Source organism: Sphingorhabdus profundilacus, from assembly GCF_009769755.1.
Taxonomy (GTDB): Bacteria; Pseudomonadota; Alphaproteobacteria; order Sphingomonadales; family Sphingomonadaceae; genus Sphingorhabdus_B; species Sphingorhabdus_B profundilacus.
Map to the genome: position 1 here is coordinate 1,434,553 of NZ_SDWJ01000001.1, position 14,305 is coordinate 1,448,857.

The following is a 14,305-nucleotide window of genomic DNA, read 5'->3' on the forward strand; positions in this document are numbered from 1 at the left end:
CGGCTAATATCGACCAAAAACTTTCCTGTGGGCAAATCGATACGGCGCTTGCACGGGTGACTCCGCGCGTCCTATACCATTGGTATGAGTGATGACCTTTTTGGTGGCGGCGCCGCGGCGACGGCTGCATCCAATGAATATGACGCATCTGCGATTGAAGTGCTGGAGGGGCTGGAGCCTGTCCGGCGGCGGCCGGGCATGTACATCGGCGGTATCGACGAACGCGCGTTGCACCATCTGGCATCCGAAGTTCTCGACAATTCGATGGACGAGGCTGTCGCCGGTCATGCCAACCGGATCGAGGTGCATCTGGGCGTCGGCAACCGGTTGACGATCAGCGATAATGGACGTGGCATCCCTGTCGACCCCCACCCCAAATTCCCCGGCAAGTCGGCATTGGAAGTCATTTTGACGACGCTGCATTCCGGCGGGAAATTTTCGGACAAGGCCTATGCCACATCGGGCGGCCTGCATGGCGTCGGTGTGTCGGTGGTGAACGCGCTGTCGACCGACACCGTGGTCGAAGTCGCCCGCAACCGGCAGCTTTACCGCCAGCGCTTCGCGCAAGGTCACCCGCTGGGCAAGCTGGAAGAATTAGGACCCACTCCCAACCGGCGCGGAACGACCATCGCCTTTACACCCGATGCGGAGATATTCGGACCGGATGCGAAATTCAAACCGGCGCGACTGTTCCGGTTGGCGCGGTCCAAGGCCTATCTGTTCGCGGGTGTCGAAATCCGCTGGCGGTGCGACGCGGAACTGGCGAGTGCGGACGTACCGACAGAGGCGGTATTCCAGTTTCCCGGCGGATTATCCGATCACTTGCGCGAACAGCTTGGTACCAGGGCATGTGCCACCACCGATTTCTTCGCGGGAACGCAGGATTTTCCCGACAGCCAGGGCCGCGTCGAATGGGCAGTATCTTGGCCGCTCTATTCCGACGGCGCCTATAGCTGGTATTGCAACACCATCCCCACCCCCGATGGCGGCACGCATGAAGCCGGTATTCGCGCGGCATTGACCAAGGGCTTGCGCGCGTTCGGCGAACTGGTTGGCCAGAAAAAGGCCGCACAGATCACCGCAGAAGATATCTTCAACGAAGCCGAACTGATGCTCTCTGTCTTCATTCGGAATCCACAATTTCAAAGCCAGACCAAGGACCGGCTGACCTCGCCGGAGGCAACCCGTTTGGTCGAAAACGCGATCCGCGACCATTTTGACCATTTCCTGACGGATAATATGGAACGCGGCAAAGCCTTGATGGGCTTCATCCTCGAAAAGGTGGACGACCGCCTTCGCCGCAAGGCCGAGCGGGAGGTTAAGCGCAAGACGGCGACATCCGGCCGCAAGGTGCGTTTGCCCGGCAAATTGACCGATTGCGCCTCGGATGATCCGACTGGTACCGAATTGTTCATCGTCGAAGGCGACAGCGCAGGCGGTAGCGCAAAGCAGGCGCGCGACCGCAAAACGCAGGCGATATTGCCGATCCGGGGTAAAATCCTTAACGTCGCATCTGCCACCGCCGACAAAATTCGTGCCAATAATGAAATCGCTGACCTGCAACTGGCGCTTGGTTGCGGTGTTCGCAAGGACTGCAACCCCGACAATCTGCGCTATGAACGGGTCATCATCATGACCGACGCCGATGTCGATGGGGCGCATATTGCGACCTTGCTGATGACATTCTTCTTTCAGGAAATGCCCGAGATTGTGAAGGCAGGCCACCTATTTCTGGCACGACCGCCACTCTATCGCCTGACCCATGGCAGCCAGAGCGTATACGCCGCCGACGACGCGCATCGCGCCGAATTGGAAGCGACTGTGTTCAAGAACAAAAAGGTCGATGTGGGCCGCTTTAAGGGCCTGGGCGAGATGAACCCCGGGCAGTTGCGCGAAACGACGATGGACCCGAAAAGCCGTTCGTTGATCCGCATAACCTTGCCGCATGAATATGAGCGGCGTGCCGCTGTGACCGATCTTGTAGACCGTTTGATGGGCAAAAATCCGGAACACCGTTTCAACTTCATTCAGGACAATGCTGCTCAATTGGACGAAGAAGCGATCGACGCCTAAATTTATCAGGGAGAGAGAAGGTGAAGCGATTTTTGCTATTGTTCCCATTGGCCGCAATGTGCGCCTCCCCGGTAGTTGCGTTTAGCCCAGAGCCGACAACGGCAACGGCTGTTAAACCGCTCGACCAACGGATCGAACAATTGCCGGCGGTTCTTTCCGGCGCGATAAAATATGAAGATTATTTTTCGCCGAGCTTTCTGGCGGCTGTCCCTGCAATCCAGATAAAGGCAATTTCCGACCAGTTCGTCGCGCAATATGGCAAACCGTTAAAGGTCGTCGGCGTGGACCCCAAAGGCCCTGATAGCGCGACGGTTAAAATCGAATTTGAAAAGGCCATTGCCACCGCCGTCATAACGATTGAACAGGCTTCGCCGGAAAAGGTCGTGGGATTGTTGGTGACAGGATTTGACCTGAAAGGCGATACGCCTGCAAAAATCGATGCGGCATTTTCCCAATTGCCAGGAAAGTCAGGGTATCTGGTCGAAAAAATCGGGATAGACGGCAAACGCACACAAATTGCTGGACGCTCTACCGGGCAGCAATTTGCAATTGCGTCGACCTTCAAGCTGTATGTCTTGGCCGAACTTGCATCGCAGGTGCAGGCCGGACGGCGCAGCTGGTCGGATGTCGTCCCAATTTTGTCCACCAGCCATTCATCGACCGCAACGTCCAATTGGCCGCGCAACACGCCGGTCACACTGCAAACACTGGCAACATGGATGATTTCATCCAGCGATAACAGCGCCACCGATGCGCTGATGCGGGTTTTGGGCCGCGATGCCGTTGAGAAAAAGCTGGCCACAATTGGCCATAGCGACCCCGACAAAGCATTGCCGATGCTCAACACAGTCGAGGCCTTTGCCCTGAAAAGCAATCCCGACCTGCGCCTTCGTTTTCAAAAGGCGACCGAGGCAGAACAGCGCAATCTGCTTGAAAATGAGGCTGCTGCGCTGGCATTTGACAAGATCATCCCATCCAATCTGGGGTCGGGCCCTGTTGCCATCGACAGTATCGAATGGTTCGCCTCACCTTCAGACATCGCCACTTTGATGCACAATATTCGCCAAACCGGCAGTCAAACCGCGCTTGATGTGATGGCGGTCAATAAAGGGGTTAGTCCGGTATCGGCCGAAAAATGGCAATATCTGGGATATAAAGGTGGCTCGGAACCCGGCGTCATTTCCATGAGCTTTCTGGCCCAATCCAAAGCAGGCGACTGGTATGCCATCACCGGCAGTTGGAATGACATCAGCAAAGACGTCAATAATGAGTTATTTGTGGCGTTGATGGCAAGGTTACTGGATAGCGTGGCAGGCTAACTGGTCCAGTTCCAGCAAAGTCAGGCAGTCAACGCCTCGACCAGCGCTTTCACCTTCTTTTGACGCCATTGAGGCAGCGGCGCGACAAGCCAATAGGCAAGTCGGCTTTCCTTGGCGTTGTCCAGCGCCTTTACCCGGCCCGCCGCGATATCGGCTTGCGCCAATAGATGCGGTACATTTGCACGGCCAAGACCGATTGCCGCGGCGTCTATTGCAAGCCCGGCATCGGAAAGCCGTAACGCTGGCAACCCGTCGGCGACGGGGCAATGCGGCCAGCTAATCGGTGTGTCGGCCCCGCCTTCGGGTGCACCAACGGAGACAAAGGCACCCTCGGCAAGACGAACGCCTTCATGCTCGCCCGGCCCATCGGTCAGGCGGATGGCCAGATCAAGATTGGCTTCGGTAAAGTCAATATCTTCATCCGCCGAAACCAGCGTAAAGCGCGTATCCGGATTGGCCTGCCCGAATTTTGCAAGCCGGGAAGCCAACCATTTGGCGGTAAAATCGCGCGGGGCGGCTATGGTCAAGGAGTTGGACGACTGCCCCGCCTGCATGGCGCGCACGGCATCTTCGAACATCAGAAAGCCCTGTCGCAAAGCCTCCAGCCCTGCGGTGCCTTCACCGGTCAATTCCAACCCCTTGGGCGTGCGACGGAACAGCACCACGCCCAGCATATCTTCCAACGCCCTGATTTGCTGACCGACCGCAGCCGGTGTTACCGCCAGTTCATCGGCTGCCTTTGTAAAGCTCAAATGCCGCGCGGCGGCGTCGAGGACGCGCAGACCATTGAGCGGCAAATGCGTCCGTTTCATCGCGCAGTCGCCGGTGCCAGCAATTTGAAGCGCGGAATTTCAGCCAAAAAGGTGCTGCCATCGGCACGGATGAAGCGATACTGCCCCTCCATCATTCCACTAGGCGTTCCCAGCGGGCAGCCCGATACATAGTCATGGCTTTCACCGGGGTTCAGCAGCGGCTGTTCACCGACCACCCCATCGCCATCGACATGGTTCACCATCGCCCGGCCGTCAGTGATTTTCCAGTGGCGGGTCAGCAATTGCACCGGTTCGTCGCCCTGATTTTCGATCCGGATATGATAGGACCAGAACCACCGCCCCTGCGCTGGCTGGGACTGTTCGTTGAGATAATTGGGCGCGACACGAACGGTGATGCCATCGGTCGTCGCGCTGGCGGTGAAGAAGGAATCCAGAATATTGCTCATAAACCGGCCACCTTTAACGCCTGATCCAGATCGTCGATCAGATCCTGCGGATCTTCCAGCCCGACGTTGATACGGATCATCCCTTCGCCGACGCCCATTGCTTCACGGCCTTCTGGCCCCATGCCATGATGTGTGGACGATGCCGGATGGCACATCAGGCTGCGGGCATCGCCGATATTGTTCGAAATATCGATCAACTGCAGGGCATTCAGCAATTGGTGCGCCTGCTTGCGTCCGCCGTCGAGGATGAAAGAAAAGATTGGTCCGCAGGCCTTCATCTGGCTCATTGCCAGATTATGTTGCGGGTGGCTGGCAAGCCCGGGATGCAGGATCGTCGGCACGCGCCCTTCCAGAAATTTGCCGACTTTCAGCGCATTCTCCGACTGCCGCATGGCGCGTAGTTCCAGCGTTTCCAGCCCCTTGTGCACCACCCAGGCATTGAAGGGGGAGAGGTTCGGCCCCGTATTGCGTTGAAACGGCAACAGCACTTCATCGATCCATTTCTGTGTCCCGCACACGGCACCGGCCAGCACGCGGCCCTGCCCGTCCATCAATTTGGTGGCACTATAGGCCACGACATCCGCGCCATAATCCATGGGACGTTGCAGCACGCTCGTCGCAAAGGCATTGTCGACAACGGTGGTGATGTCATGTTCTTTTGCCAGCCCACACACATAGGCCATATCCACGATATCCATCGTCGGGTTCGCCGGCGTTTCGAAGAAAAAGACTTTGGTATTGGGTTGGATAGCTGCTTTCCACGCGTCATTGTCGCGGCTGTCGATGGTGGTTGTCGCAATCCCCCATTTCGGCAGCAGATTGTCGGTCAGCCAGCGACAAGACCCAAAAGCCGCCCGCGCCGCCACGACATGGTCGCCCTGTTCCAATTGGCACAGCAACGCCGTCGTCATTGCCGCCATGCCCGTGGCTTGGGCTCGGCAAGCCTCGGCCCCTTCCATCAGCGCGATGCGTTCTTCCAGCATCTGCACCGTCGGATTTTGCAACCGGGAATAGGTCATGCCCTCGGCTTCACCGGCAAAGCGGGCCGCGACAGTCTCGGCATCGTCATAGGTAAAGCCGGACGACAGGAATAAAGCTTCCGACGTCTCACCATGTTCGCTGCGCCATGTGCCGCCGCGGATAGCTTGGGTGGCGGGGCGCCAAGTGCTGGTGATAGCGCGATTCTGGCCGGTGGTTTTCTTCATGGGTCGCTTTTCGGGTAGCAAAGGGTTCAGGTCAAGGCGGCAAGAACGGCATCGCCCATTTCACGGGTCGATAGCGTGCCACCTAAATCGGGGGAGCGCGCGCCACGTGCAAGGGCCTTGGCGACTGCCTGCTCGATCCGGTCCGCCTGTGATGCATATCCAAACGAGTAGCGCAACATCATCGACGCGGACAAAATGGTCGCCAACGGGTTAGCCTTGCCCTGCCCGGCTATGTCTGGGGCGCTACCGTGGATCGGCTCGTAAAGGCCCTTTTGCGCGCTGTCGAGTGAGGCGCTGGGCAGCATACCGATCGATCCGGCGCACATGCTGGCCTGATCCGACAGGATATCGCCGAACAGATTGCCGGTAACGATGACATCAAACTGCCCCGGATTACGCACCAACTGCATCGCGGCATTATCGACATACATATGGCTGAGCGCGACGTCAGGATATTCCTGCGCGGTTTCGATCACAACATCGCGCCACAATTGCGATGTTTCCAGCACGTTGGCCTTATCTACCGAGCATACCTTTTTTCCCCGCGCCATAGCGGTTTCAAATCCGACACGGGCAATCCGGCGGACTTCATCCTCATCATAGGACATGATGTCATAGCCTTCGCGCTTGCCGTCGACAGTTTTACGCATGCCCTTTTCACCGAAATAGACGTCGCCATTCAGTTCGCGCACGATCACCATATCAATCTGGCTGGCGACTTCGGGGCGCAAGGCGCTGGCATCGGCGAGTTCGGGAAATAATTTGGCAGGACGCAAATTGGCAAAAAGGCCAAGTTCTTTCCGCAAACCAAGGATCGCCTGTTCGGGGCGCAAATGCCGTTCAAGCGCATCGCAATCAGGATCGCCCACGGCACCGAATAAAATGGCATCGGCGCGTCTGGCAAGGTCCAGCGTTTCGGGCGGCAAGGGATGTCCGGTCGCCTTATAGGCCGCACCGCCGACAAGCGCCTCCTCAAAATGGAGCGAGTCGAGCGATAGTGCTTCCAGCACGCGGCGGGTCTCCGCAATGACTTCGGGTCCAATTCCGTCACCGGGAAGCAAAGCAATGAGCACGGGTCCGATATCCTTCCGGTATATGATATGAAAAGTCCGGTTTCCCTTGCCGTCCCCGCCCCGATTAGGCAACCGCCCTTTTTAGCCTGTCCACCAGTCGTTCGCGCGCCGCCATGACATCGGTACGGCGTTCCCCCAGCACATGGGCCACCAACCGCTCCCTGTTCTGCGCCATCATGGCGACAGGCGCACCATCGCGCACGCTGTCCTCAGCATAGCCCAGTTCGGCCAGCAGCAAGGTTTCATATTGCGCCACGGCCCCTGCCCAAACGCGTGCTGCGGGGGCCAGTTCTATCGCAGATAGCACGCCGTCCAGTGCACTGTGTAGCCTTGGATAGGGATGCGCTTCTGGCAGAGTCGCAGCCGTCAAGGCGGTTACCCAGTCAATCGCTGCGATCGCCAGCGGTTCGGATAGCAGATGTGCGCGGCTGTGCAGAGGTTCGGCCACAAGGGTCGCCAATTGCCCCGGTGTACGCACCCGCCATTCGCCCTTGATGACATTGCCGGGAATAAGCACGGGCCGCAAATTCCGGCCCCGCGCGCCTTGCACATATCCGGCAAGTAATCCGTCATCGGCGCTGAACGCCCTGACGATGGCCCCGGTTTCCCCGTGGCTGCGTACCGAGCAAATGATGGCGGTGGCGCTAATATGCATAGCCTATCATGCCAAGCTGGTGTCCTTAGGGGAAGCGATATCCCCTATTCGCTAAGCCGAGATTTTGAAAAGCGCTGCGCCTTCATATTTTTCGGCCTCGGGTTCGAACAGCTCATCAATTTCAAAATGGCTGTCGGTAATTTGCAGATCGTTCAGCCCTTGCAGATGGAAGGCGCCAAGTTTCCTTTCACGCGGCGGTTCGCCGTGCTTTTCAAGGGTGATGGCATCGATGAACAGCGCATTATTCTTGGTGTACAGGACATGCGGCGCAAGCTTCATGGCAACGCCATTATAGACCGCCGTTACACATTTTTTCAGCGCGATGGCTTCCAGGAGAAGTTGATTTGTAGACATGGCGACAAGTTATCGCAGCCACCGCTTCGCGCAAGTGTAAAATTGTGCAGCGCAACACAAAATCAAGCGGACTTGCAAAAATCGTGACCAGCGATATTTTGGCGCTTCATCTGAGGAATTTATGCAAGAGATTGCCACCCGTTAATCCAGCGCCTGCGGATCATCCGCAGACCTGATGATTTAGCCCCGGCCTCGCCATGCGCGCGGGCCGGTCACTAAACCTATTCAACGGGTTACATTCCATGAATATTTCAAAGCATGAACAGCGCGTACTGCACGCGCTGGCCCAAGGCGGTTCGATTATCCACCGCTTTGACGAACGCGGACATATTGTCGAGGTCGACTGCATGAACCGCGATGGCTGGCGTCTCGCCGATTGCACGCTGGCCGTCTTTCACAAGTTGCGGCGCAGGAAACTGATCGGCAGCATGGGCGGCGCGCCATATCGCATTACGCGAGAAGGTCTGCGCGCAGTCAGGTCGCAACTCGACAACCGTTAGCGTACAGAGGCCGCATGGCTGGCGATCAAGTCCACCATGCGGTCCACCTGCGACGGCGGCAGGTCGTGCGCCATGTCGTCGATAATCTCCAGCCGAGCACCCGCGATATGGCGGGCGATGTCTTCGCTGCCTTCTTTCGGGACCAGCGGGTCCGCGCCGCCATGCACGACGAGGGTCGGCACCTTGATCGATTTCAACCGGTCGACCCGGCTGCCATCCGCGACAATAGCGAGGAGTTGCCGCTTCATGCCCACCGGATAATAACCACGGTCAAAGGCCCGTGCGGCCATTTCGGCATAGGTGCTTTTTGGACGCGCCGGATCCGCAAAAGAGATGGATTCGAGTGCTTCGGTACCCAGCCTGATCGCCTCTTCGCGCGTCGGGTTGGACGGCCGCGGTGCCATCAGACGTTTGCGGATGTCAGCGCGCGGTCCGGGCAGACCCGGCTTGCCACTCGACGACATGATCGATGTCATGCTCGCCACCTTGTCGGGATGATGTGCCGCCATCAATTGCACGATCATACCGCCCATCGACGCCCCGACAATATGAGCGCGGGAGATGCCCAAGGCATCCAGCAAAGCTACCCCGTCCTTCGCCATGTCGGTCAGACTGTACGCTGTCTTTACAGGCAAACCGAAACGCGATGCGATCATGGCCCACACAAGGCTGCCCGCCGGGGCGCCATCCATCCGCTGCGATAGCCCGACGTCGCGATTGTCATAATGGATCACACGAAACCCCTGGACGACCAGTCCCTGAATAAATGCTTCGGGCCAGGCAATCATCTGCGTCCCCAGCCCCATGACGAGAAGTATCACCGGCGCATCAGCGGGGCCTGATTCTTCATAATAAATCTCTATGCCGTTGGCATTGATCGTTGGCATATATTTCCCCGCTTCTATGGATATTGTTGGCGTGCATGGACGATGTTTACAATCTCTACGGTATCCGTGCTGACGCGATAGATGATAATGTAATTAGGATGGACGACGGCTTCTCTTGTCCCGGCGACACGGCCAGCGCGATATAGATACGGATGGTCGGGCAACCGTTCCGCACATGTTTCCACCGCTAAAAGCAGATTGTTTGCCGCTGCCCAATCATGATCAGAAATGAAGGATAATATGACCTCAAGGTCCGCAATTGCGCTAGCGCGCCATATGAGTTTTAGCACCGCGCTTCGTTTCAACTATTTTACGCGCACGCCCCATAGCCTCGTCATGGGACACGGCAGGGCTGTCCTCATTTAGCGAATCTGCAACCTTCTGGTGCAGCCAAGCTTCATAGGCCTTTGCTTTTTCAACCGTGTCGAATTCGGAAACAATGGGGGAACGCAGATTCATCGCCAAAGAATACGCCTTTCATCAATAATATCAAGGGGCGCCCATCATCCGTTAGAATGATAGAAATCATGCACCGTCTGCGCCACCGCCGCCGATACGCCCGGTGTTTTTTGCAAATCTTCAAGGCTCGCGCTACGCACCGCCCGGGCGGTACCGAAGTGCATGAGAAGCGCCTTTTTGCGCGATGGGCCGATACCCGGGACTTCGTCCAAAGGACTTGCGGTGATGGCCTTGCTCCGTTTGGTCCGGTGCGCGCCGATGGCAAAGCGGTGCACCTCGTCACGCAAACGCTGGAGGTAGAACAAGACCGGCGCATTCACCGGCAAGGTGATTTCACGGCCGTCCGGGAAGTGGAAGATTTCACGCCCCTCGCGCCCATGGTTCGGGCCCTTGGCGATGGCAATCAAGGGAACATCTTCGACACCAATTTCTTCAAGTGCGGCTTTCACGGCGCTCATTTGTCCTTTGCCGCCGTCGATCAACACGAGATCAGGCCATTGTCCGTTATCCCGGTCAGGGTCCTCTTCCTGCGCCCGGCCAAAGCGCCGCTGGAACACTTCGCGCATCATGGCGAAATCGTCGTCCGTCGCCGCCTGCTTGATGTTGAACTTGCGATACTGCCCCTTGATAAAGCCTTCCGGCCCGGCAACGACCATGGCGCCAAGGGCGTTGGTCCCCTGGATATGGCTGTTGTCATAAATCTCGATCCGTTTGGGCGGTTCGGACAGTTCGAACAGGTCCGCCACTTCCTGCAAAAGCTTGCCCTGCGTGGTGCTCTCGGCCAGCCGCCGGTCCAGAGCTTCTTCCGCGTTGCGCGTGGCCTGCGCGACCAGACGCACACGGTCGCCGCGCTGGGGAACGGCAATTTCAATCTTGCGCTCGGCCCGCTCCGACAATGCCTGTGCCAGCAGATCGGCCTCGGCCAGTTCACGGTCGAGCAGGATGAGGCGTGCAGGCGGCACATCTTCGTAAAATTGCGCGAGGAAACTGGTGAATACCTCGTCTTCGCCAAGCTCCGAAACATGGGATGGAAAAAAGGAGCGGTGCCCCCAATTCTGTCCCCCACGAATGAAGAAGGCTTGAATGCCCATGACACCATTGCGGTGGGCGAGCGCAAAGATATCGGCATCGCCGATGCCCTGCGCGTTGATCGCCTGACTCCCCTGAATGAAGGTCAACGCCTTGAGCCGGTCGCGCAACATGGCGGCACGTTCGAAGTCCAACCCTTCGGCAGCCGCTTCCATCTCGGCGGCAAGCTTCGCCTGTACGCCGGAGGATTTGCCATCGAGAAAAGCTTTGGCGTCGGCAACGAGATCGGCATAGGCGCCATCATCAATCCGGCCAACGCACGGCGCGGAGCATCGCTTGATCTGGTACAGCAGGCACGGCCGGTCGCGGTTGTTGAAAAAACTGTCCGAGCAGCTGCGTAAGAGAAACAGCTTTTCGAGTGCGTTCAATGTCTGGTTCACCGACCCAGCGCTGGCAAACGGGCCATAATATTGCCCCTTATGCCGCCGTGCCCCGCGATGTTTCTGGATGCGCGGGAATTTATGATCGGCGCGCAGCAGGATGAAGGGAAAGCTTTTGTCGTCACGCAGCAGGACATTGTAGGCTGGGCGGTACCGCTTGATGAGCTGCGCTTCCAACAGCAAGGCTTCGGCTTCGCTGTTGGTCGTGACGATCGTCATCGACCGCGTCAGCGCCACCATGCGCCGCAACCGGTTCGGCAGCCGGTCAATCTGCACATAATTGTTCACGCGGTTTTTAAGCGCGCGCGCCTTTCCGACATAAAGCACATCGCCGCGCGCATCGTGCATCCGGTACACCCCCGGTTTGTGCGGCAAAGTCTTCAGGACATTGCGAATGGCCGCAACACCGGTTTCCAGATCCGGCGCATCGGCACCCCGCACCGCATAGGTCGCCTTCTCCTCGTTGAAACGGGAGGCTGCATTTGGCTGATCGGGGCGGTCGGCTTTGGACATAGGTCTAGGGTCTGGACCTCTTAAATGGGCTGGCAAAATTTGCCAGCCCTACCCTGTTTTTAATTAAACCTATTGCTCGCGCGAACTCATGAAGTGCCACACTATTCCAAAGCCCAGTGCGGCGCATATCCCGACAAGCAGCAGATTAGGCACGCTCATGAAGCATATCGATCATTATCGCCGTCCTGATCGCCGCCATCATCGCCGCCGAAGCCGAAAAAGCGTTTCAGCGAGACAAGCAAACCAACGGTGCCAAGCGCAATCAGCTTCCAGAATTTGAGGAGCAAGATCAACAGCCCCTTGAACAATCCGGTTTTCGCGACCGCTGCCGCCGCACCCCCCGTGACCAAAGCAGCGAGGCCATATTCAGAAACCTTATCGCCATCCTTATAGGCCGCATACCGTTCATCATTATTGAACGAGAAGCCCTTATTGGCCTCACGGAACGCCGCCAGATCGGATTGAAGCGTATCTTGCGAGGTGACGAGCGCGGCATCCATCACGCCGCGACGGCCCAATATCCGCATATGGTAGTTTATGTTCTGACCCGAAGGTGATGACAGGATAACCCCATATTCAAGATTATGCGTCACCTTGTCATAATGCGGTGATACGGCCCAACCGACGGTCGTCAACGGTTCCAGCCCCTGTTCCCGCCGCGCCTCATTCTGGGCAGCATCGCTGTCCTTCATTTGCTGAAGCAGCGCTTTGGCATCTATTTTTTCGTCATCGCGCACATAGCCGATGTCGGAAAAGCTATAGACTGCAAACCAATTCGAATTTTTGGATGCAATGGTGTACGAATCATTTTCCGGCAGATTACCCGTCAATTGCAGGAATTTATTGGTCCCGTCGGCATCCAGATACTGCACCATATTCGGCAACTTGATCGATGCGCGATCCGTCACCTGCGGTTTCTGCGGAGCCTCTACCCACGGTAAAGCTTGAAATTGCGCCTGTACTTGCGCCGCACTTTGATCATTTTGTGCAAGAACCGGCTGCGCTACCATGGCCAGAAAGACCAACGCCGCGCGTGTTACATAGGCTGAAAATTTCATAGCTTTCCCCTTCAATGGGCCGAAGGGTAAAAGTCAGCTCTTAAAAATCAACGATAAACATTGCGAATTTGCTTTTTTAATAATCCGCATCTGCACCGCGTCAATTTTCGCCAAATGCGGCGGCGGCATAAAATCAGTTTAGCGCGTTAATCGAGTCGTCGATGAGTGTTGCATCAGCCTTCGCATCGTGATGCGTGGCAATCAATTGCGCTGCAGCAGCTGCGGCGGCACTGGCGGCCTTGGCGCGAACGTCGGCGATGGCGGCGCGTTCAGCAGCCGCAATTTTTTCTTCCGCTGCTTTGGCACGACGCCCAATCAAAGCGGTCGCATTTTCCTTCGCTTGCGCCACGATCAGCTTGGCTTCGTCTTCAGCCGCCGCCTTCATCGATTCTGCATCGATTGCAGCTTGCTTCGCCTTGGCCTCATATTCGGCCTTGATGGCTTCAGCCTCGGTACGCAGCGCAGTGGCGTGGTCAAGCTGCTCCTTGATACCTGAAATCTGCTTGTCGAGCGCAGACGCGATCATGGCAGGAACTTTTTTCCACAGCGCCAGAGCGATGACGACAAGCATGGCCAATGCAACCAGCATCGTTGCGTCAAAACCCAATGCGGATGGCGCTGCATGTTCTTCGCCGCCCTGCGCTTCGGTCGATGCGGCGGTCGCTACTACAGGCCCGTGTCCCATCGCCGCATGATCTTCAGTGGTCAGTTCCGGAATTTTTACTGCTTCAGCCATTTGCCATTACCGCTTTCACTGCCGAAGCGGCTTGCGCCGCACTTACCTTGGCGCCTGAAACCTTTGCAACGATATCTGCCGCAGCTTCTGCCGCAACGCTTTCGATGCTGGCCATTGCAGCGGCGCTGGCCTTTGCAAGGTCAGCCTCAGCCGCCGCCAACTTCACGCCGATTTCCGCATCTGCCTTGGCAAGGCGCTGTTCCGCGTCCTTCGCAGCCTTTGCCTTTGCTTCATTTGCCTTGCCTTGCGCCACCAAACGAGCTGCCGCAAGATCAGCTTCACCGCTGTCACCCAGATTATCCGCCTCGGCGCGCGCGCCTTCGGCGGCCGCAAGGTCGTCCGCAATCTTGCGATCACGTGCGTCCATATTCGCTTCAATCTTTGGCAACATGCCTTTGCCGATCGTGAAATAGATCAGGCCAAAGACAATCAGCAGCCAAAAAAACTGCGACGCATAGGTTTCAAGAATTTGGGCAATTTGGGGCATGATACTAGGCTGTCCTTATTGAAGATTGGGCCCCGGCGATGTGCCGGGGCGAAACCGTCAATCAAGCAACGAAGATCAGGATCACTGCGACGACGAATGCGAGCAGACCGAGAAGTTCAGCAGCCGCGAAGCCGATGAACAAACGGCCCTGCTGGCCATCAGCCGCTGCAGGATTGCGAAGAGCGCCCTGAAGGAACGATCCGAAGACGTTACCCACACCACCGGCGGCAAGGCCGGCACCAATTGCTGCAAGACCGGCACCGATCAACTTTGCTGCTTCTGCGTCCATGATATTAAC

Annotated in this window: 17 protein-coding genes; 3 read left to right on the forward strand and 14 right to left on the reverse strand. The window is 57.3% G+C overall.

Going from position 1 to position 14,305, the window contains the following annotated elements; translation table 11 throughout:
• The first annotated feature begins 84 nt into the window (after positions 1-84).
• On the forward strand, positions 85-2,073 hold the full coding sequence (gene parE, locus EUU23_RS06660; protein ID WP_160353261.1) for a DNA topoisomerase IV subunit B: 1,989 nt from the start codon (positions 85-87) through the stop codon (positions 2,071-2,073).
• A 20-nt stretch (positions 2,074-2,093) separates the two neighbouring features.
• Positions 2,094-3,392: a serine hydrolase gene (locus EUU23_RS06665; RefSeq protein ID WP_160353262.1), complete on the forward strand. Its 1,299-nt coding sequence runs from the start codon at positions 2,094-2,096 to the stop codon at positions 3,390-3,392.
• A 20-nt stretch (positions 3,393-3,412) separates the two neighbouring features.
• On the opposite strand, the gene EUU23_RS06670 is transcribed toward EUU23_RS06665, so the two are convergent.
• The 6 genes from EUU23_RS06670 to EUU23_RS06695 form a co-directional block, all read right to left on the reverse strand.
• Entirely contained in the window at positions 3,413-4,204 is a 792-nt protein-coding gene (locus EUU23_RS06670) for a LysR family transcriptional regulator (protein ID WP_160353263.1), read from the reverse strand.
• On the reverse strand, positions 4,201-4,611 hold the full coding sequence (apaG, locus tag EUU23_RS06675) for a Co2+/Mg2+ efflux protein ApaG (protein ID WP_160353264.1): 411 nt from the start codon (positions 4,609-4,611) through the stop codon (positions 4,201-4,203). Before apaG ends, EUU23_RS06670 begins: the two co-directional genes overlap by 4 nt.
• Positions 4,608-5,816 carry a trans-sulfuration enzyme family protein gene (locus EUU23_RS06680; protein ID WP_160353265.1) on the reverse strand — a complete coding sequence of 403 codons (1,209 nt, stop codon included), beginning with the start codon at positions 5,814-5,816 and terminating at the stop codon, positions 4,608-4,610. The genes apaG and EUU23_RS06680 overlap by 4 nt, the downstream gene beginning before the upstream one ends.
• Before the next feature lie 26 nt (positions 5,817-5,842).
• Positions 5,843-6,889 carry a 3-isopropylmalate dehydrogenase gene (gene leuB, locus EUU23_RS06685; protein ID WP_160353266.1) on the reverse strand — a complete coding sequence of 349 codons (1,047 nt, stop codon included), beginning with the start codon at positions 6,887-6,889 and terminating at the stop codon, positions 5,843-5,845.
• A 64-nt stretch (positions 6,890-6,953) separates the two neighbouring features.
• Complete coding sequence (gene recO / locus EUU23_RS06690) at positions 6,954-7,544, reverse strand: DNA repair protein RecO (protein ID WP_160353267.1); 591 nt, start codon at positions 7,542-7,544, stop codon at positions 6,954-6,956.
• Between the two features lie 51 nt (positions 7,545-7,595).
• On the reverse strand, positions 7,596-7,898 hold the full coding sequence (locus tag EUU23_RS06695) for a hypothetical protein (RefSeq protein ID WP_160353268.1): 303 nt from the start codon (positions 7,896-7,898) through the stop codon (positions 7,596-7,598).
• A gap of 242 nt (positions 7,899-8,140) precedes the next feature.
• On the opposite strand from EUU23_RS06695, the gene EUU23_RS06700 reads away from it, so the two are divergent.
• Positions 8,141-8,398 carry a YjhX family toxin gene (locus EUU23_RS06700; RefSeq protein WP_160353269.1) on the forward strand — a complete coding sequence of 86 codons (258 nt, stop codon included), beginning with the start codon at positions 8,141-8,143 and terminating at the stop codon, positions 8,396-8,398.
• Here EUU23_RS06700 and EUU23_RS06705 read toward each other — a convergent pair.
• The 8 genes from EUU23_RS06705 to EUU23_RS06740 all read right to left on the reverse strand — a co-directional run bounded on the left by EUU23_RS06705 (position 8,395) and on the right by EUU23_RS06740 (position 14,296).
• Positions 8,395-9,285, reverse strand: coding sequence for an alpha/beta fold hydrolase (locus EUU23_RS06705; protein ID WP_160353270.1), 891 nt, complete (start codon positions 9,283-9,285; stop codon positions 8,395-8,397). The genes EUU23_RS06700 and EUU23_RS06705 overlap by 4 nt on opposite strands.
• 14 nt (positions 9,286-9,299) lie before the next feature.
• Complete coding sequence (locus EUU23_RS06710; protein WP_160353271.1) at positions 9,300-9,575, reverse strand: type II toxin-antitoxin system RelE/ParE family toxin; 276 nt, start codon at positions 9,573-9,575, stop codon at positions 9,300-9,302.
• Positions 9,550-9,744: a type II toxin-antitoxin system RelB family antitoxin gene (gene relB / locus EUU23_RS06715; protein WP_160353582.1), complete on the reverse strand. Its 195-nt coding sequence runs from the start codon at positions 9,742-9,744 to the stop codon at positions 9,550-9,552. Before relB ends, EUU23_RS06710 begins: the two co-directional genes overlap by 26 nt.
• Before the next feature lie 44 nt (positions 9,745-9,788).
• Positions 9,789-11,726 (reverse strand): excinuclease ABC subunit UvrC, encoded by a 1,938-nt coding sequence (gene uvrC / locus EUU23_RS06720; protein ID WP_160353272.1) that lies wholly within the window; start codon positions 11,724-11,726, stop codon positions 9,789-9,791.
• A 155-nt stretch (positions 11,727-11,881) separates the two neighbouring features.
• Entirely contained in the window at positions 11,882-12,784 is a 903-nt protein-coding gene (locus EUU23_RS06725; RefSeq protein WP_160353273.1) for a DUF2167 domain-containing protein, read from the reverse strand.
• A 133-nt stretch (positions 12,785-12,917) separates the two neighbouring features.
• Positions 12,918-13,469, reverse strand: coding sequence for a F0F1 ATP synthase subunit B family protein (locus EUU23_RS06730; RefSeq protein WP_425505103.1), 552 nt, complete (start codon positions 13,467-13,469; stop codon positions 12,918-12,920).
• Between the two features lie 43 nt (positions 13,470-13,512).
• Positions 13,513-14,007 (reverse strand): F0F1 ATP synthase subunit B family protein, encoded by a 495-nt coding sequence (locus EUU23_RS06735; protein ID WP_160353275.1) that lies wholly within the window; start codon positions 14,005-14,007, stop codon positions 13,513-13,515.
• A 61-nt stretch (positions 14,008-14,068) separates the two neighbouring features.
• Positions 14,069-14,296, reverse strand: a complete 228-nt coding sequence (locus tag EUU23_RS06740) for a F0F1 ATP synthase subunit C (protein WP_160353276.1) — start codon at positions 14,294-14,296, stop codon at positions 14,069-14,071.
• Positions 14,297-14,305 lie beyond the last annotated feature (9 nt).

Bases quoted from the DNA above. Each gene is read 5' to 3' on its own strand.
- parE (WP_160353261.1), top strand. From the start codon at position 85: ATGAGTGATGACCTTTTTGGTGGCGGCGCCGCGGCGACGGCTGCATCC.
- EUU23_RS06670 (WP_160353263.1), bottom strand. From the start codon at position 4,204: ATGAAACGGACGCATTTGCCGCTCAATGGTCTGCGCGTCCTCGACGCC.
- apaG (WP_160353264.1), bottom strand. From the start codon at position 4,611: ATGAGCAATATTCTGGATTCCTTCTTCACCGCCAGCGCGACGACCGAT.
- EUU23_RS06680 (WP_160353265.1), bottom strand. From the start codon at position 5,816: ATGAAGAAAACCACCGGCCAGAATCGCGCTATCACCAGCACTTGGCGC.
- recO (WP_160353267.1), bottom strand. From the start codon at position 7,544: ATGCATATTAGCGCCACCGCCATCATTTGCTCGGTACGCAGCCACGGG.
- EUU23_RS06695 (WP_160353268.1), bottom strand. From the start codon at position 7,898: ATGTCTACAAATCAACTTCTCCTGGAAGCCATCGCGCTGAAAAAATGT.
- EUU23_RS06700 (WP_160353269.1), top strand. From the start codon at position 8,141: ATGAATATTTCAAAGCATGAACAGCGCGTACTGCACGCGCTGGCCCAA.
- EUU23_RS06705 (WP_160353270.1), bottom strand. From the start codon at position 9,285: ATGCCAACGATCAATGCCAACGGCATAGAGATTTATTATGAAGAATCA.
- relB (WP_160353582.1), bottom strand. From the start codon at position 9,744: ATGAATCTGCGTTCCCCCATTGTTTCCGAATTCGACACGGTTGAAAAA.
- uvrC (WP_160353272.1), bottom strand. From the start codon at position 11,726: ATGTCCAAAGCCGACCGCCCCGATCAGCCAAATGCAGCCTCCCGTTTC.
- EUU23_RS06725 (WP_160353273.1), bottom strand. From the start codon at position 12,784: ATGAAATTTTCAGCCTATGTAACACGCGCGGCGTTGGTCTTTCTGGCC.
- EUU23_RS06730 (WP_425505103.1), bottom strand. From the start codon at position 13,469: ATGGGACACGGGCCTGTAGTAGCGACCGCCGCATCGACCGAAGCGCAG.
- EUU23_RS06735 (WP_160353275.1), bottom strand. From the start codon at position 14,007: ATGCCCCAAATTGCCCAAATTCTTGAAACCTATGCGTCGCAGTTTTTT.
- EUU23_RS06740 (WP_160353276.1), bottom strand. From the start codon at position 14,296: ATGGACGCAGAAGCAGCAAAGTTGATCGGTGCCGGTCTTGCAGCAATT.